19 protein-coding genes are annotated in these 15,435 nt (G+C 66.4%); 4 read left to right on the top strand and 15 right to left on the bottom strand.

Annotated elements, in window-relative coordinates; translation table 11 throughout:
• Nucleotides 1-5: 5 nt before the first annotated feature.
• Complete coding sequence (gene rlmE, locus HFK18_RS19885; RefSeq protein ID WP_100552143.1) at nt 6-638, bottom strand: 23S rRNA (uridine(2552)-2'-O)-methyltransferase RlmE; 633 nt, start codon at nt 636-638, stop codon at nt 6-8.
• A gap of 64 nt (nt 639-702) precedes the next feature.
• Here rlmE and yhbY point away from each other — a divergent pair, with 64 nt between their 5' ends.
• Both yhbY and HFK18_RS19895 read left to right on the top strand, forming a co-directional pair.
• Nucleotides 703-1,008 carry a ribosome assembly RNA-binding protein YhbY gene (gene yhbY / locus HFK18_RS19890; RefSeq protein WP_025878910.1) on the top strand — a complete coding sequence of 102 codons (306 nt, stop codon included), beginning with the start codon at nt 703-705 and terminating at the stop codon, nt 1,006-1,008.
• A gap of 12 nt (nt 1,009-1,020) precedes the next feature.
• Complete coding sequence (locus tag HFK18_RS19895) at nt 1,021-1,395, top strand: Mth938-like domain-containing protein (RefSeq protein ID WP_180167582.1); 375 nt, start codon at nt 1,021-1,023, stop codon at nt 1,393-1,395.
• A gap of 196 nt (nt 1,396-1,591) precedes the next feature.
• Here the strand turns inward: HFK18_RS19895 and HFK18_RS19900 are convergent, their stop codons facing one another.
• From HFK18_RS19900 to surE, 4 genes are read right to left on the bottom strand one after another with little or no spacing between them, the layout of a single operon-like run.
• Nucleotides 1,592-2,377 carry a peptidoglycan DD-metalloendopeptidase family protein gene (locus tag HFK18_RS19900; protein ID WP_100552141.1) on the bottom strand — a complete coding sequence of 262 codons (786 nt, stop codon included), beginning with the start codon at nt 2,375-2,377 and terminating at the stop codon, nt 1,592-1,594.
• Entirely contained in the window at nt 2,374-2,988 is a 615-nt protein-coding gene (locus HFK18_RS19905; RefSeq protein WP_180167583.1) for a DedA family protein, read from the bottom strand. Before HFK18_RS19905 ends, HFK18_RS19900 begins: the two co-directional genes overlap by 4 nt.
• 19 nt (nt 2,989-3,007) lie before the next feature.
• A complete protein-coding gene (locus HFK18_RS19910) occupies nt 3,008-3,685 on the bottom strand; it encodes a protein-L-isoaspartate(D-aspartate) O-methyltransferase (RefSeq protein ID WP_089240249.1) in 678 nt (225 codons plus the stop codon).
• Nucleotides 3,682-4,461 (bottom strand): 5'/3'-nucleotidase SurE, encoded by a 780-nt coding sequence (surE, locus tag HFK18_RS19915; protein ID WP_089240247.1) that lies wholly within the window; start codon nt 4,459-4,461, stop codon nt 3,682-3,684. The genes HFK18_RS19910 and surE overlap by 4 nt, the downstream gene beginning before the upstream one ends.
• Nucleotides 4,462-4,670: 209 nt before the next feature.
• Between surE and HFK18_RS19920 the strand changes: the two genes are divergently transcribed.
• Nucleotides 4,671-5,210 carry a Smr/MutS family protein gene (locus HFK18_RS19920; protein ID WP_099820096.1) on the top strand — a complete coding sequence of 180 codons (540 nt, stop codon included), beginning with the start codon at nt 4,671-4,673 and terminating at the stop codon, nt 5,208-5,210.
• A gap of 175 nt (nt 5,211-5,385) precedes the next feature.
• Here the strand turns inward: HFK18_RS19920 and truD are convergent, their stop codons facing one another.
• From truD to HFK18_RS19970, 10 genes are all read right to left on the bottom strand, one after another.
• Nucleotides 5,386-6,417 carry a tRNA pseudouridine(13) synthase TruD gene (gene truD / locus HFK18_RS19925; protein ID WP_180167584.1) on the bottom strand — a complete coding sequence of 344 codons (1,032 nt, stop codon included), beginning with the start codon at nt 6,415-6,417 and terminating at the stop codon, nt 5,386-5,388.
• Complete coding sequence (gene ispF, locus HFK18_RS19930; RefSeq protein WP_180167585.1) at nt 6,414-6,911, bottom strand: 2-C-methyl-D-erythritol 2,4-cyclodiphosphate synthase; 498 nt, start codon at nt 6,909-6,911, stop codon at nt 6,414-6,416. Before ispF ends, truD begins: the two co-directional genes overlap by 4 nt.
• A 34-nt stretch (nt 6,912-6,945) precedes the next feature.
• Nucleotides 6,946-7,644, bottom strand: coding sequence for a 2-C-methyl-D-erythritol 4-phosphate cytidylyltransferase (ispD, locus tag HFK18_RS19935; RefSeq protein WP_100464707.1), 699 nt, complete (start codon nt 7,642-7,644; stop codon nt 6,946-6,948).
• Nucleotides 7,641-7,991 carry a cell division protein FtsB gene (gene ftsB, locus HFK18_RS19940; RefSeq protein ID WP_180167586.1) on the bottom strand — a complete coding sequence of 117 codons (351 nt, stop codon included), beginning with the start codon at nt 7,989-7,991 and terminating at the stop codon, nt 7,641-7,643. The genes ispD and ftsB overlap by 4 nt, the downstream gene beginning before the upstream one ends.
• 4 nt (nt 7,992-7,995) lie before the next feature.
• Complete coding sequence (gene eno, locus HFK18_RS19945) at nt 7,996-9,288, bottom strand: phosphopyruvate hydratase (RefSeq protein ID WP_176021100.1); 1,293 nt, start codon at nt 9,286-9,288, stop codon at nt 7,996-7,998.
• A gap of 97 nt (nt 9,289-9,385) precedes the next feature.
• Complete coding sequence (locus HFK18_RS19950; protein ID WP_180167587.1) at nt 9,386-9,718, bottom strand: hypothetical protein; 333 nt, start codon at nt 9,716-9,718, stop codon at nt 9,386-9,388.
• The gene (locus HFK18_RS19955; RefSeq protein WP_180167588.1) at nt 9,718-10,065 is read right to left on the bottom strand and encodes a hypothetical protein; all 348 of its coding nucleotides are present in this window, start codon (nt 10,063-10,065) and stop codon (nt 9,718-9,720) included. Before HFK18_RS19955 ends, HFK18_RS19950 begins: the two co-directional genes overlap by 1 nt.
• On the bottom strand, nt 10,062-10,892 hold the full coding sequence (kdsA, locus tag HFK18_RS19960) for a 3-deoxy-8-phosphooctulonate synthase (RefSeq protein ID WP_014036736.1): 831 nt from the start codon (nt 10,890-10,892) through the stop codon (nt 10,062-10,064). Before kdsA ends, HFK18_RS19955 begins: the two co-directional genes overlap by 4 nt.
• A gap of 88 nt (nt 10,893-10,980) precedes the next feature.
• Complete coding sequence (locus HFK18_RS19965) at nt 10,981-12,645, bottom strand: CTP synthase (RefSeq protein WP_100464696.1); 1,665 nt, start codon at nt 12,643-12,645, stop codon at nt 10,981-10,983.
• 401 nt (nt 12,646-13,046) lie between these two features.
• Nucleotides 13,047-13,280 (bottom strand): hypothetical protein, encoded by a 234-nt coding sequence (locus tag HFK18_RS19970; RefSeq protein ID WP_089240228.1) that lies wholly within the window; start codon nt 13,278-13,280, stop codon nt 13,047-13,049.
• Nucleotides 13,281-13,440: 160 nt separating this feature from the next.
• Between HFK18_RS19970 and parE the strand changes: the two genes are divergently transcribed.
• Nucleotides 13,441-15,330, top strand: coding sequence for a DNA topoisomerase IV subunit B (gene parE, locus HFK18_RS19975; protein ID WP_099820086.1), 1,890 nt, complete (start codon nt 13,441-13,443; stop codon nt 15,328-15,330).
• The last annotated feature ends 105 nt before the right edge of the window (nt 15,331-15,435 follow it).

A 15,435-nucleotide genomic window follows, 5' to 3' on the forward strand; every position in this document is an offset into this window, starting at 1 on the left:
CGAGCTTACTTCATGTGGGCGCGTTTTCCCTGACCCAAGGCATACACCTCGGGAGAGCGCTTGCGCGAGGCTTCCGGCTTGCGGATGGAGACCTTGTCGTACCGGCGGCGCATATCACGCACGTAGTCGTCAAAGCCTTCGCCCTGGAACAGCTTGATCAGGAATGCCCCACCGGTCTTGAGGTGGTTGTCGGCAAAATCCATGGCCAGCTCCGCCAGGTGCATCATCCGCGGCTGGTCGACCGCGCCCACACCACTCTTATTGGGGGCCATGTCCGACAGCACAAGGTCTACCGGCTGATCCCCGAGCATGGCTTCAAACTCCGATAGGACGGTTTCTTCCCTGAAGTCACCATGAAGGAACTCCACACCGGCCAGCGGCGGCATGTCCAGGATGTCCAGGGCAAGCACGCGGCCGGTATCGCCGATCTGTCTCCGAACCTGCTGAGACCAGCCGCCCGGTGCCGCGCCAAGGTCAACCACCACCATATGCGGCTTCAGCAGCCGGTCACGTTCGAGCAGCTCTTCAAGCTTGTAGGCCGCACGGGAGCGCATGCCTTCGGCCTGCGCCTTCTTCACGAAGGGGTCGGAGAAGTGTTCCTTGAGCCAGCGCTGGCTGCTTTTGCTGCGGGTAGCCATTGTAAATAGGGGCTGAGGGGGTCGCCATGATACCCTGATCGTCCCATTCAACCGTGTTTTCTGCATGCCCACTGCCTTGACCCCTTCCCAGACCCGTTTCCTGCGCGGCCAAGCCCACGACCTGAAGGCCCTGCTGCAGACCGGCGGCAAGGGCGTCACACCGGCCTTCCTGACCGAGCTGAACGAAGTGCTGGAGCGCCACGAACTGGTCAAGGTGAAGGTTGCCGCCGAAGACCGTGACGCCCGCGACGTGATGATCGGCGAGATCGTGCAGGCCACCGACAGTGCGCTGGTGCAGCGTATCGGCCATGTGGCCGTCCTGTATCGCCCGAGCAAGGAACACCGCCAGATCGTGCTGCCGCGCGGCTGATCGGTCCCTGCCATGCAGCTGAACCACGAACTGCCCGACTACGCCTACAGCCTGCGCGCCGCTGACGGTCGCTCGGCACGGGTGAATGATCGCGTTCTGGGCCGCAGCTTCTTCCTGACGCCAGATCAGCTGGTCGAGCTGTGGCCGGTGACCGACGTCACGACGCTGCAGGTTGCGGACCTGGAGCCGATCCTGGCACTGAAGCCGGCGTTGATACTGCTCGGCACCGGCGAGCGCCAGGCGTTCCCGCCGGCGGTTGTGATGGCCGCCTGCCTGTCGCGTGGTATCGGCCTGGAAGTAATGAACAATCCGGCTGCCGCGCGCACCTTCAACATCCTTGCCGGCGAAGGCCGCAAGGTAGCGGCCGCCTTCATTCTGGAAGGCTGAGGTCTGAAGCCGCCGGGCATGGCCCGGCGCTCGCATCGATCACGCCCCATTCGCAGCGCCCGAGCCGATGCTCGCGCGGCGCCGTGCAGCGACGGAAAGGCAGCCGAGCATTGGCTCGGCTCTACAGATCAGCATGCCGGGCATGGCCCGGCGCGCTGCGCCGGGCCGGGGATCCGCCCGGAAGGCGAATGTCCGATTACTTCGCCGGCAGATACTGCTGCGGGTCGACCGGCTTGCCGTTGTAGCGGATCTCGAAGTGCAGCATGTCCCGGTTGGCACCGGTACGGCCCATCTCGGCGATCTGCTCGCCGGCCTTCACGCTCTGCCCTTCATTGACCAGGCGCTTGCGGTTGTGGCCATAGGCCGACAGCCACTGGTCGCTGTGCTTGATGATGATCAGCTCGCCATAGCCGACCAGACCGGCGCCGGAATACACCACAACGCCATTAGCGGTGGCTTTCACCGGTGCGCCGCTGGTGCCGGCGATGTCCACACCCTGCTTGGTCGCGTCGCCGGCCACGTAGCGGCCCACGACTGCGCCATCGGCCGGCCAGCGCCAGGCGATGTTGCTCTTGACCGGACCGGCCGGACCCGGCGTCGGCGCGGTACTGCCGCCGGACGTGCTGCCACCCGGACGCGGTGCGGTGACCACGGTGGTCGGCGCACGGCCGCCGCCGGAGCCAGCCGGATACAGGCGGATCACCTGCCCCGGGTAAATGGTCGACGGATTGTCCAGGTTGTTCCAGGCGATCAGGTCGGCCGGGGTGATGTCGTGGATGCGTGCCAGCGCATAGATGGTGTCGCCCTTGCGCACGACCACGTTCTGCCCCGGCTTGGGCACCGACGTCTTCGGCGTGCTGACGCCACTGCCGCCACTGCCACTGGGCCGGACCACGGTGGCGGTGCCACAGGCGGCCAGGGTGGATACCAGCAACGCCAGTGCGCCGATGCGCACTCCCTTGCTCAGACGATCTGCACTCATGCGAACTTCGACCTCCATACAAGCCAGGCGATCAGCACCACCACCAACGCGGTGGCGATCCAGCCCAGCGGTTCAATCCATCGGCGCAGCACTGCTTCGGCGCGCGCACCACCGATACGGATGACCGCGGCCAGCACGAACACGCGCTTGCCACGACCGATCAACATGCTCAACAGGTACTGCGGCATCGGCACACCGACGATACCCGATGCCCACGTGAAGACCTTCATCGGAATCGGCATGAAGCCACCCAGCACTAGGAAGGTGAACACCGCCCACGGCGACTCCACCATCTTGGCCTGCACGGTAGCAATGCCCTGCTCGATCGCCGGCAGCATGCCCAGCGCCTCGAACAGCGGCTTGACCGCCTCGAACGCGTAGTGGCCCAGCGCGTAACCGACCACCGCGCCAACCATCGAGCCGGCCAGGCTGAGGGTGGCGAACCACCAGCCGCGCTTGGGCTGGGCCACGCACATCGGCGCCAGCATCACTTCCGGCATCACCGGGAAGATGATGGCTTCGAAAAAGCTCAGCACCATCAGATAGGTCGGCGCGCGCTCGTGCGCGGCCCACTTCATCGCCCGCTCGTACAGCGGTCCGAAAATCTTCATGCAACCCTGCTCCGTGGATTCAATCGAGCATGCCAGACAGCAGCGGCACGAAGGTGACCGGCGCCAGCACGCGTTGTTCGATGCTGCCGTCGTCCTTGCGGTCAAGCTGCACCAGCGACTGTGCGCCCGCGCCACCGACCGGGGCGACCAGGCGGCCCCCTTCGGCCAGCTGCTCGACCAGGGCATCAACCAGCGCCGGTGCGGCGGCGGTGACCACGATGGCGTCGAACGGGCCATGCTCGGCCCAGCCAACGCGGCCGTCGTCGTGCTTGGTGCGGATGTTCATGCCCAGCGCGCGGAAACGCTTGCGCGCCTGCCGCAGCAGGTCACCGATGCGCTCGACGGTATAGACCTCCAGCCCCAGCGCACCAAGCACCGCCGCCTGGTAGCCAGAACCGGTGCCCACTTCGAGCACCTTCTTGGGTGCCACCTGCAGCACGGCCTCGGTCATCCGCGCGACCACCCACGGCTGCGAAATGGTCTGGCCGTGGCCGATCGGCAGCGCGGTGTCTTCATACGCGCGCGAGGCCAGGGCCTCGTCGATGAACAGATGACGTGGCACCACCCGGATCGCGTTCAGCGTCGACTCGTCGACGATGCCGGCCTCGCGCAGGCGGTCGACCAGACGGTCACGCACGCGCTGCGAGGTCATGCCGATGCCGACCGCTTCCGGCTGCAGGCGCAGGCGTGGGCTCATGCCGGCTGGTCCAGCGCAGCGGTAAGGCCGCCGACCCAGCTGGCGACCTTTTCCAGCGCCTGGTAGCGGGTCAGGTCAACCTGGATCGGGGTGATCGAAATGTGGCCGGTGCGCACCGCATGGAAATCGGTGCCCGGGCCGGAGTCCTGCTCGCGGCCGGCCGGACCGATCCAGTACACCTCGTTGCCGCGCGGGTCTTTCTGCGCGATGCAGCCTTCGGCGCGATGGCGGTTGCCCAGGCGGGTGACTTCGAAGCCCTTGACCTCGCTCCACGGCAGGTCCGGCACATTGACGTTGAGGATGGTGTCGGCCGGCAGCGGATCGGCCTTGAGGCGGGCAACGATCTCCACTGCGGCACGCGCCGCCGTCTCGAAATGCTTCGGGTCGTGGTTGCGGGTCACCAAGGACACCGCGACTGCGGGCAGGCCGAGGAAACGACCTTCCATCGCCGCCGAGACGGTGCCGGAATAGATCACGTCATCGCCGAGATTGGCGGCATTGTTGATACCGGACACGACAATGTCAGGCTCGAACTCCAGCAGGCCGGTCAGCGCAAGGTGCACGCAGTCGGTAGGCGTGCCGGCCACCGACACGGTGTAGTGGTCGATGCGCTTGAGCCGGATCGGCAGATCCAGGGTCAGCGAATTGCTGGCGCCGGAGCGATCGCGGTCGGGTGCGACCACCGTGACTTCGTGCCCGGCCTCGCGCAGCACGGATGCAAGCATCCGGATGCCTGCCGCGTCGACACCGTCATCATTGCTGACCAGGATGCGCATCTTCGATTTAACCGCTTGATTTTCCAAGAATTCGATCCCGTCACCTTGCATCGTGGGCGAAGCCGACCCGTCTCCTCCAAGGAGGAGGCAGCTCCGCAAGTGCGCCGACTATTGTGCCGCAAGCGGGCGCTGGGTCCTACCCTGTCTACGGTCACGGCCGGCATCAAACGGTCATAGGCAGACCCGCGCAGCCGGTTTAACCTGTGCGCATGTCGCACCCTGAAGACGAAGATCCGGCTGCATTGTTCCGTGCAGCCATCGGCGAAGTGACGCCGCTGCGCAAGGAAGTGGAGCCCGCGCCTGCCGCGCCGCGCCCCAAGCCGCGCGCGCGCATGGCCGAGCGAGACGACGCAGAAGCCGCCGGTGAGTTCGCCCGGCTGCTGCGCGACAACGCTCCCCTCGAAGCCGGCGACGTTGCCAGCTATCGGCGCGACAATCTGCCGCCACGTCTGTTCCAGCGCTTGAAGCGCGGGCAGTACTCGGTGCAGGACGAACTGGACCTGCATGGCGCCACTGCCGCGCAGGCCGAGGCGATGCTGCGCCAGTTCCTGCTGGAGGCGCATGCCCACGAGTACGGCTGCGTGCGCATCATCCACGGCAAGGGCCTGCAGTCCGATGGCAGTGCGCCCGTGTTGAAGAACCTGGTGGATCGGCTGCTGCGCCTGCGCAACGACGTGCTGGCGTTCCATTCCGCCCCGACCGGGCAAGGCGGCACCGGCGCAGTGCTGGTGCTGCTGGCGCGGCGCTGACGTTCTGGCGGCTGGATTCATCCACGCATGGCGTGGATCTACTGACGATTCATCCACGCATGGCGTGGATCTACTGACGATTCATCCACGCATGGCGTGGATCTACTGGGGCGAGCGGAAGCAAGTAGATCCACGCCATGCGTGGATGCTCTTCGCCTCCGCCCCCCTTTTTCTGTCAGGCCTGCGACGCGTCTTCGACTGGCCCGAGTTCGTGCAGGACCGCCGTGGCGTAGCAGCCCGGCGGCAGTGCGAAGGACAGCTCCAGCACGTCAGCGGCCAGCCACTGATGCTGCAGCAGCGCCGGACGCAGCCGCAGCGCGCGTCGCTCCTGCTTCAGCCGCGCCTCTTCCAGGCCTACGCGCAGCGCCTTGGATTCATCATCATCCAGCGCCGCCAGTTCCAGCTCACGGGCGGCGTCACTGCTGCGCAGCTCACCCTCGCCCCACAGCGGGGCGCTGGGGTGGATGTCGAAGCGCGCCAGGCGCTCGGCCAGCACGTCGCTGTACGGCTCGGGACCGAACACGCTGCGGCTGCCGTCCAGCATCCACACTTCACCCTGCAGCGGCTGGTCCCAACTGCCCTGCTCCACGCGCGCGGCCAGCACCCGGTTGAACAGCGCCGAACGGGCGGCCGACAACAGCAGCGAACGCTGGTCCTTGCGCATGCGGCGGCCCCCGAACATCGCCAGCGCCGCCGGCACATTGCCACCATCACGACCGAAGCGCTGCTCGCCGAACCAGTTCGGCAGGCCGCGCGTGGCAATCTGCTGCAGGCGCTCGTCGATTGCCGCGGCGTCACCCTGCACATCGCGCAGCACCAGCTTGAAGCGGTTGCCCGCCAGCGCACCGCGCTGCAGCTTGCGGTTGTGCCAGGTGGACTCGATCAGCTCGATCTCGTCACTGGCCAGTTCGGCCAGGTCCGGCGCGACGCGCTTGGGCAGATGCACACTGAAGCGTTGGGTGGTGACCGCATTGCGATCCTTCATGCCGGCATAGCTGACCGCCATTTCCGGCAGGCCCGCCCACTTGGCCAGCACCTTGGCCACGTGCACCGTGTTCGCGCCGCGCTTGCGGATATGCAGCAGCAGGTGCTCGCCTTCACCGGTGGCCTCGAAGGCCGGCAGCTCATCGACCTGGAAGTCTTCCGGCGTGGTGCGGATGCGCGCCTGCAGCAACGGCGCGCCGAACGCGAGCGGCAACGGGATCATGCGGCCACCAGCAGGACGACCGCCTGCGCGGCGATGCCTTCGCCGCGGCCGGTGAAGCCCAGCTTCTCGGACGTGGTGGCCTTGATGCTGACCGCATCCAACGGCAGCTGCAGCAGTTCACCGATGCGCTCACGCATGGCCAGGGCATGCGGGCCGACCTTGGGCCGCTCGCAGATCACAGTGATGTCGGTGTTGCCGACACGCCAGCCGCGCTCGCGCAGCAGGCTGTCGCAGTGGCGCACGAACTCGCTGCTGTCCGCGCCCTTCCAGCGGTCGTCGCTGGGCGGGAAGTGCTGGCCGATGTCACCCAGCGCGATCGCGCCAAGCATGGCGTCGCACAGCGCATGCAGGATCACGTCGCCATCGCTGTGCGCGAGCACGCCGCAGCTGTGCGGTACCGCAACGCCGCCGAGCATGATGTGGTCGCCTTCACCGAAGGCATGGACGTCGTAGCCCTGGCCGATACGGACGGGCGGGAACGGGGAGGTGCTCATGGATGCAGCCCTTGCAGCAGGGCCGCGCGGGCGATCAGCCGGCGCGGCGGGAGAGTACGAATTCGAAACGATCGAGATCGGCCGGGGTGGTGACCTTGAAGTTGTCCTCGCTGCCTTCCACCAGCAGCGGGCGCTGGCCCTGGCGCTCCATGGCCATGGCGTCGTCGGTGACGTCGACGCCGGCAGCAGCCGCTTCGGACAAGGCGCGGATCAGCTGGTGACGACGGAACAGCTGCGGCGTCAGTGCGCGCCACAGGCGCTCACGCGGCTCGGTGCCATCGATACCGCCATCGTCACCGGCGCGCTTGAGGGTGTCGCGCACGGGGGCGGCGAGGATGGCGCCGACCGGGTCGGTACGCCCTACTTCCAGCAGGCGGCCAAGATCGGCCTGCGACAGGTTCGGACGCGCCGCGTCGTGCACCAGCACGAATTCATCGGCACGCACGCTGTCCGGCAAGGCCTGCAGCCCCGCCAGCACCGAGGCGGCGCGGGTGGCGCCACCGGTGCAGGTCAGCACCGGCTTGCCGGCCCATTCGGTCCAGCCCGGCCAGTCAGCATCGTCCGCGCCGATCACCACCATCGCCCCGGCCACGGCCGGGTGTGCCAGCAGCGTGTCCAGGGTATGGGCGAGCAGGGTCTGCCCGCCTGCCTGCAGGTACTGCTTGGGCAACGGCGCACCAAAACGCGTGCCGCGCCCTGCGGCCGGAACCACCACCCAGATCGCCGCGCTCATGGCACGTCCGCCGGATGGTCACCGGCCTGGGCCGTGACCGGCGCAGGCTGCGCCGGACGCGTTGGTGCATCTTCCACGACGCGATAGAACTTCTCGCCAGGCTTGATCATGCCCAGCTCGCTGCGCGCGCGTTCTTCGATGGCGGACTGGCCTTCCTTGAGGTCCTTCACTTCAGCGGCAAGCGCATCGTTGCGCTGCCGCAGACCGTCATTGTCCCGCTCCTGGTTGGCGACCTGGGCTTCGAGCATCATCACTTCACCCGAATTGCCCGGGCCGAACCAGAAACGGTACTGCAGCCATGCCAGCAGCAGGGCCAGCAACAGCAGCAGCCAGCGCCAGTCGCGCATCGGCTCAGCGCTTCAGCGACACGAACGCGTCACGACCCGCGTAACGCGCGCCGGCACCGAGAGCTTCCTCGATGCGCAGCAGCTGGTTGTACTTGGCCACGCGATCGCTGCGGCACAGCGAGCCGGTCTTGATCTGGGTGGCGGTGGTGGCCACCGAGATATCGGCGATGGTGGTGTCTTCGGTTTCACCCGAACGGTGCGAGACCACGGCGGCGTAACCAGCACGGTCGGCCATGGCGATCGCTTCCAGGGTTTCGCTGAGGGTGCCGATCTGGTTGACCTTGATCAGGATCGCGTTGGCGGTGCCCGAATCGATGCCTTCCTGGAAGATCTTCGGATTGGTGACGAACAGATCGTCGCCGACCAGCTGCACCTTCTTGCCGATGCGATCGGTCAGCAGCTTCCAGCCCGCCCAGTCGTTCTCGGCCAGGCCGTCTTCGATGGTGATGATCGGGTACTGCGCGGCCCAGTCGGCGAGGAAGTCGACGAACTGCTCGGAGGTCAGGCGCTTGTTCTCGCCGACCAGGTTGTACTTGCCGTTCTCGAAGAACTCGCTGGAGGCCACGTCCAGGCCCAGCAGCACGTCTTCACCGGCAGTGTAGCCGGCCTTGCCGATGGCTTCGAGGATGGTGTCCAGCGCTTCGACGTTGCTGCGGAAGTCCGGCGCGAAGCCGCCTTCGTCGCCCACCGCCGTGCTCAGGCCATGGCCCTTCAGCACCGACTTCAGCGAATGGAAGATTTCGGTGCCGGCACGCAGCGCTTCGGAGAACGAGGTGAAGCCGACCGGCAGCACCATGAACTCCTGGAAATCGACATTGTTGTCGGCGTGCGCGCCGCCGTTGATGATGTTCATCATCGGCACCGGCAGCGACGGGGTCGCGCCGGTCTTGCCGGCCAGGTACTGCCACAGCGCCTGCTTGCTGGAGGCAGCAGCGGCATGCGCGGCGGCCATGGAAACACCCAGCAGTGCATTGGCGCCCAGGCGGCCCTTGTTCTCGGTGCCATCCAGATCGATCAGGCGACGGTCCAGGCCGGCCTGGTCGGTGGCCTCGAAGCCCTTCAGTGCGTTGGCGATGGCGCCGTTGACGTTGTCGACGGCCTTGCGCACGCCCTTGCCGAGGTAACGGGTCTTGTCGCCGTCACGCAGCTCCACCGCTTCCTTGGTGCCGGTCGATGCGCCGGAGGGAACCGCGGCGCGACCGAACGAACCGTCCTCCAGGGTGACTTCGGCTTCCAGCGTGGGGTTGCCACGGCTGTCGAGGATTTCACGGGCATGGATGCTGCGGATCGTACTCATGGTCGGGCCGGTTACCTGTATGGAGAGGGGGCGACAAAAACGAATGCCGCGTGATTATCCCCGGCTACCCCTCACTTGCCAAATGGCCTGAGCGGCATCAGCCCCAGCTGGACCCGATCACGATCATCACCAGCGACACCAGCATCACCAGCAACGCACCGGCAATGGCCGCGCACACAGGTCCGCGCCGCCGTCGCCAGGCCATCACCATCGCGCCCAGGCTGCCTGCGAAAGACAGCACCAGCGTAACCAACGCGCCCAGCATCCAGTACTGCACAGCCTGCACGCCGTTGTTGCCATCCCCCGGCGGCCGGAAGCTGGCGGCGAAGGCCAGCACGCCCAGCAGCAACGCGCCCCAGGCGAGCACCGACAGCAACAGGGCGATCAGGCCCCAGGGGCGACTGCGCGAGGGTTCAGGTGTCGTATTCATCAAAGCAGATCGTGCAGCAGGATGCCCACCCACAGCGACAGCAGGACCATCGCCAGTGCAGCGGTGACCCTGCCCCGGTTCAGGCGCCAGCCGAGCACCGCGGCGCAAAACCCTGCGGAAATGGTCAGCACTTCGGCCACCGCCAGCGCGATGACGAAGGGCAGCAGGTTCACTACCGGGCCGCCCGCACTGGACGGACGCATACCGGCACCAAACAGCATGCCGATGGCGAATACGCCGGATACCGAAAGCAAGGCCAGACCGAGTGCAATCGGGCCCCACGGCCACTGCCGCCAGTGCCGGCGACGACGCTGGATCTCCAGCGCCGCCTGCGGGTGCTGACTCACGCGAAGCGCGAGAAGCCGTGCTTCTTGGTCACCGCGTCAAGCTCCATCAGGGTCTCGAGCAGGGCTTCCATCTGGTCCAGCGGCCACGCGTTGGGGCCATCGGACAGCGCCTTGGACGGGTCCGGATGGGTCTCGGCGAACAGGCCGGAGATGCCCACGGCAACCGCGGCACGCGCCAGTACCGGCACATGCTCGCGCTGGCCACCGGAACTGGTGCCCTGCCCGCCCGGCAGCTGCACCGAATGGGTGGCGTCGAACACCACCGGGCAGCCGGTATCGCGCATCACCGCCAGCGAACGCATGTCGCTGACCAGGTTGTTGTAGCCGAAGCTGGCGCCACGCTCGCAGACCATGATCTGCTCGTTGCCGGTGGCCTTGGCCTTCTCCACGACAGGCTTCATGTCCCACGGCGCCAGGAACTGGCCCTTCTTGATGTTGACCGGCTTGCCGGCCGAGCACACCTTGCGGATGAAGTCGGTCTGGCGGACCAGGAACGCCGGGGTCTGCAGCACGTCCACCACCGAGGCCACTTCGTCCATCGGGGTGTACTCGTGCACGTCGGTCAGCACCGGTACGCCGATCTGCTTCTTGACCTCGGCCAGCACCTTCAGGCCCTCTTCCATGCCCGGGCCACGGAAGGCCGTGCCGGAGGTGCGGTTGGCCTTGTCGAAGCTGGACTTGAAGATGAAGTTCACACCGAGCTTGTCGGTCACTTCCTTCAGCTTGCCGGCGGTATCCAGCTGCAGCTGCATCGACTCGATCACGCAGGGGCCGGCGATCAGGAACAGGGGCTGGTCCAGCCCGACCTCGAATCCACACAGTTTCATGGCGTTTCCTTGTTGTCCGCTACACCGGCAGTGCCGGTGCGCTGGGGTTGAAGCGAGCAAGATGGGGGCCAGCGGCCCCCATGACAAGTCAGGCGCGCACTTCCTGCAGCAGCTTGCCACCAGCCTTGCGCTCGCGCGCGGCACGGATGAAGCCGATGAACAGCGGGTGGCCATCACGCGGGGTGGACAGGAATTCCGGGTGCGCCTGGCAGGCCAGGAACCACGGATGCTGGTCGCGCGGCAGTTCGACCACTTCCACCAGGGTGTCGTCCATGGACTTGCCGGCGATCACCAGGCCTGCGTCTTCCAGCTGGGTGCGGTAGCGGTTGTTGAACTCGTAACGGTGGCGGTGACGCTCGGCGACCACGTCCTTGCCGTACAGCTCGCGGGCCAGCGTGCCCGGCTTCAGGCGCTGCTCCTGCAGGCCCAGGCGCATGGTGCCGCCCAGGTCGCTCTTGTCGTCACGCTTTTCCACGTCGCCGGTGGCGGTGCGCCACTCGGTGATCAGGCCGATCACCGGATTCGGCGACTGACGATCGTTCTCGGTGCTGTTGGCGTCTTCCAGGCCCACCACGTGGCGCGCGTAGTCGACCACGGCAGCCTGCATGCCGTAGCAGATGCCGAAGTACGGCACCTTCTGCTCACGGGCGTACTGCGAGGTGAGGACCTTGCCTTCGAAGCCACGGTCGCCGAAACCACCCGGCACCAGGATGCCGTCGACATCGGCCAGCGCGGACATGTCGCTGCCTTCCAGGTCCTGCGCTTCCAGCCACTTCAGGGTGACCTTGGTGCGCTGGCGCAGGCCACCGTGCTTGAGTGCCTCGCCGACCGACTTGTAGGCGTCCTGGTGGTCGATGTACTTGCCGACCACTGCGATGGTCACCGCATCCAGCGGATGCAGGGTGGCATCGACGGCGTCTTCCCACATCGACAGGTCGGCCGGGCCGGCCTTGTCGGCCAGCTTTAGCTGGTTGATGACGATCTCGTCCAGGCCCTGTGCGTGCAGGCCCATCGGAATGCGGTACAGCACATCGACGTCGGGCACGCTGATCACCGCGCGCTCGGAGACGTTGGTGAACTGGGCGATCTTGCGACGCTCCGAATCCGGCACCGGCTGTTCCGAGCGGCACAGCAGCACGTCCGGCTGGATGCCGATCGAGCGCAGTTCCTTCACCGAGTGCTGGGTCGGCTTGGTCTTCAGTTCACCGGCAGCGGCGATGTACGGCACCAGGGTGAGGTGCATGAACAGTGCCTTTTCCGGGCCACGCTCGGTGCGCACCTGGCGGATCGCCTCCAGGAACGGCAGCGACTCGATGTCACCGACGGTGCCGCCGATCTCCACCAAGGCCACGTCGAAGCCCTCGGTGGCTTCGTCCATGCAGCGACGGATCTCATCGGTGATGTGCGGAATGACCTGCACGGTCGCGCCCAGGTAGTCGCCGCGGCGCTCCTTGCGGATCACTTCTTCGTAGATGCGACCGGTGGTGACCGAGTTCTTGCGGCTCAGGCGGGTGCGCACGAAGCGCTCGTAGTGGCCCAGGTCGAGATCGGTTTCGGCGCCGTCGTCGGTGACATACACCTCACCGTGCTGGAACGGGCTCATGGTGCCCGGATCGACGTTGATGTACGGATCGAGCTTCATCATCGTGACCTTCAGGCCACGCGCTTCGAGAATGGCGGCCAGTGACGCGGCGGCAATACCTTTGCCGAGCGAGGACACCACGCCGCCGGTTACGAAAATCAAGGGAGTCATGGCTGCAAGCATCCTGTCTGGAAATGGAAAACGGCAGCGCCACGCCTGCCCGGGGGGCGGGCGTGGAGCAGAAAGGGGGTTTTCCGGTTCGCTGGAGCAGCGAGGGAGGTGCGGGCCCGGCCGGCGCCAGGCGCCAACGGGGAACCACCCTGCGAGGTCGGGGCGGCCGTGCCGGTCACTTCGACCGTCACCTGCGACCCGCTTTGCTGGAGGCCACGCTTGGCCGTGCCAGCCCATTCGCAAATGGTGGACACGCACTTACTCCCGGAAAGCCATAGTTTACAGATAGATGGCCGCCAACCCAAGGGGCAGATGGCGCGATCGGCAAAAAGAAACGCCCCGCTGGGCGGGGCGTTCAACGCTGAAACCCTTGTGGCAAGGGCTTCGGAGGGGCAGAAGAATTACTTCTTCTTGCGTGCCTCTTCCTCTTCTTCCTGCTGCGGCACCGGCTGGCCCTTGGCCTTCATCTCGGCATTGGCCTGCGCGCGGCGCTTGGCCTTGGCGTCGGCTTCGGACTGCGCCTTGTCGGCCTGGTCACCCTGCTGCGGAGCAGGCTGGCCGGCGTTCTGCGCCAGCACCATCGGCACTGCAACAGCGGCGGCAGCCAGGATCGCAATGGTCAGCAACTTCTTCATGGAGTCCTCCTCGCGGTATGGCTCGGATGTGGGGGGCGCCGGTGTTCGGTTCCAGCGGCTGCCATTTTACCCCCTCCCCGCCAACGAGGCTGAACCGCAGGCGTGCAAATTCCCGGTCCAGACCGCACACTTGCCCGTCGCTCCACGCTTTCGAAGACAGATGAACGCCCGCTATAACGCCGCCGATATTGAAGTCCTGTCCGGCCTTGACCCGGTCAAGCGCCGCCCCGGCATGTATACCGACACCGCGCGCCCGAACCACCTGGCGCAGGAAGTGATCGACAACTCGGTGGACGAGGCCCTCGCAGGCCATGCCCGCTCGATCGAGATCACCCTGTTCAAGGACGGCAGCGTGGAGGTCAGCGATGACGGCCGCGGCATGCCGGTGGACATCCATCCGGAAGAGAAGATCCCGGGCGTCGAGCTGATCCTTACCCGCCTGCATGCCGGCGGCAAGTTCAACAACAACAACTACACCTTCTCCGGCGGCCTGCATGGCGTCGGCGTCAGCGTGGTCAATGCGCTGTCGACCCTGGTGGAAATCCACATCAAGCGCGAAGGTGCCGAACACCGCATCACCTTCCGCAACGGCGACCGCGCCTCGCCGCTGGAAGTGGTCGGCACCGTCGGCAAGAAGAACACCGGTACCCGCCTGCGCTTCTGGCCGGACCCGAAGTACTTCGATACGCCCAAGTTCGCCGTGCGCGCGCTCAAGCACCTGCTGCGCGCCAAGGCCGTGCTGTGCCCGGGCCTGACCGTCAAGCTGACCGACGAAGCCACCGGTGAAGTCGACACCTGGTACTACGAAGACGGCCTGCGCGATTACCTGAAGCTGGAACTGGGCGATCGCGAGATGCTGCCGGCCGAGCTGTTCGTCGGCAACCTGAAGAAAGACACCGAGATCGTGGACTGGGCCGTGGCCTGGCTGCCGGAAGGCGAACTGGTGCAGGAAAGCTACGTCAACCTGATCCCGACCGCGCAGCACGGCACCCACGCCAACGGCCTGCGCACCGGCCTGACCGAAGCGCTGCGCGAGTTCTGCGACTTCCGCAACCTGTTGCCGCGCGGCGTCAAGCTGGCCCCGGAAGACGTGTGGGACCGCGTGTCGTTCGTGCTGTCGCTGAAGATGACCGACCCGCAGTTCAGCGGCCAGACCAAGGAACGCCTGTCTTCGCGCCAGGCCGCAGGTTTCGTCGAAGGCGCCGCGCACGATGCGTTCAGCCTGCTGCTGAACCAGAACGTGGAGCTGGGCGAGAAGATCGCGCAGATCGCCATCGAGCGCGCCAGCGCGCGCCTGAAGACCGAGAAGCTGGTTGTCCGCAAGAAGGTCACCCAGGGCCCTGCCCTGCCCGGCAAGCTGGCCGACTGCATCAGCCAGGACCTGTCGCGCACCGAACTGTTCCTGGTCGAGGGCGACTCGGCAGGCGGCAGCGCCAAGCAGGCCCGCGACAAGGACTTCCAGGCGATCCTGCCGCTGCGCGGCAAGATCCTCAACACCTGGGAAGTGTCCTCCAACAGCGTGCTGGCCTCGGAGGAAGTGCACAACCTGGCGGTGGCCATCGGCTGCGACCCGGGCAAGGAGGACATCAGCGGCCTGCGCTACGGCAAGGTGATCATCCTCGCCGACGCCGACTCGGACGGCCTGCATATCGCCACCCTGCTGACCGCACTGTTCCTGAAGCACTTCCCGGCGCTGGTGGATGCCGGCCACGTGTTCGTGGCGATGCCGCCGCTGTTCCGCATCGACGTGGGCAAGCAGGTGTTCTACGCCCTGGATGAGGAAGAAAAGCGCTCGATGCTGGACAAGATCGAACGCGAGAAGATCAAGGGCGCCATCAACGTGACCCGCTTCAAGGGCCTGGGCGAGATGAATCCGCCGCAGCTGCGTGAATCCACCATCCACCCGGACACCCGTCGCCTGGTGCAGTTGACCGTCGACGATCGCGAGCAGACAAGCTCGCTGATGGACATGCTGCTGGCCAAGAAGCGCGCGTCGGATCGCAAGGGCTGGCTGGAGAGCAAGGGCGATCTGGCTTCGCTGGAAGCCTGACGCTCGCGGCCCTCCTGTAGAGCCGAGCCCACGCTCGGCTGCATTTCGCGCCGTGCCGGGCAGCCGAGCATCGGCTCGGCTCTACAGACATCACACCCCCATCGG

It is taken from the genome of Stenotrophomonas sp. SbOxS2 (genome assembly GCF_013416715.1).
Classification (GTDB): Bacteria; Pseudomonadota; Gammaproteobacteria; order Xanthomonadales; family Xanthomonadaceae; genus Stenotrophomonas; species Stenotrophomonas lactitubi.

What these genes read in the sequence shown, in the direction of transcription:
- HFK18_RS19905 (WP_180167583.1), bottom strand. Translation starts at nt 2,988, where the DNA reads ATGAAGATTTTCGGACCGCTGTACGAGCGGGCGATGAAGTGGGCCGCG.
- ispD (WP_100464707.1), bottom strand. Translation starts at nt 7,644, where the DNA reads ATGAGCGCGGCGATCTGGGTGGTGGTTCCGGCCGCAGGGCGCGGCACG.
- parE (WP_099820086.1), top strand. Translation starts at nt 13,441, where the DNA reads ATGAACGCCCGCTATAACGCCGCCGATATTGAAGTCCTGTCCGGCCTT.
- ftsB (WP_180167586.1), bottom strand. Translation starts at nt 7,991, where the DNA reads ATGCGCGACTGGCGCTGGCTGCTGCTGTTGCTGGCCCTGCTGCTGGCA.
- HFK18_RS19900 (WP_100552141.1), bottom strand. Translation starts at nt 2,377, where the DNA reads ATGAGTGCAGATCGTCTGAGCAAGGGAGTGCGCATCGGCGCACTGGCG.
- ispF (WP_180167585.1), bottom strand. Translation starts at nt 6,911, where the DNA reads ATGAGCACCTCCCCGTTCCCGCCCGTCCGTATCGGCCAGGGCTACGAC.
- HFK18_RS19950 (WP_180167587.1), bottom strand. Translation starts at nt 9,718, where the DNA reads ATGAATACGACACCTGAACCCTCGCGCAGTCGCCCCTGGGGCCTGATC.
- HFK18_RS19895 (WP_180167582.1), top strand. Translation starts at nt 1,021, where the DNA reads ATGCAGCTGAACCACGAACTGCCCGACTACGCCTACAGCCTGCGCGCC.
- kdsA (WP_014036736.1), bottom strand. Translation starts at nt 10,892, where the DNA reads ATGAAACTGTGTGGATTCGAGGTCGGGCTGGACCAGCCCCTGTTCCTG.
- HFK18_RS19970 (WP_089240228.1), bottom strand. Translation starts at nt 13,280, where the DNA reads ATGAAGAAGTTGCTGACCATTGCGATCCTGGCTGCCGCCGCTGTTGCA.
- HFK18_RS19910 (WP_089240249.1), bottom strand. Translation starts at nt 3,685, where the DNA reads ATGAGCCCACGCCTGCGCCTGCAGCCGGAAGCGGTCGGCATCGGCATG.
- eno (WP_176021100.1), bottom strand. Translation starts at nt 9,288, where the DNA reads ATGAGTACGATCCGCAGCATCCATGCCCGTGAAATCCTCGACAGCCGT.
- HFK18_RS19965 (WP_100464696.1), bottom strand. Translation starts at nt 12,645, where the DNA reads ATGACTCCCTTGATTTTCGTAACCGGCGGCGTGGTGTCCTCGCTCGGC.
- yhbY (WP_025878910.1), top strand. Translation starts at nt 703, where the DNA reads ATGCCCACTGCCTTGACCCCTTCCCAGACCCGTTTCCTGCGCGGCCAA.
- truD (WP_180167584.1), bottom strand. Translation starts at nt 6,417, where the DNA reads ATGATCCCGTTGCCGCTCGCGTTCGGCGCGCCGTTGCTGCAGGCGCGC.
- HFK18_RS19920 (WP_099820096.1), top strand. Translation starts at nt 4,671, where the DNA reads ATGTCGCACCCTGAAGACGAAGATCCGGCTGCATTGTTCCGTGCAGCC.
- surE (WP_089240247.1), bottom strand. Translation starts at nt 4,461, where the DNA reads ATGCGCATCCTGGTCAGCAATGATGACGGTGTCGACGCGGCAGGCATC.
- rlmE (WP_100552143.1), bottom strand. Translation starts at nt 638, where the DNA reads ATGGCTACCCGCAGCAAAAGCAGCCAGCGCTGGCTCAAGGAACACTTC.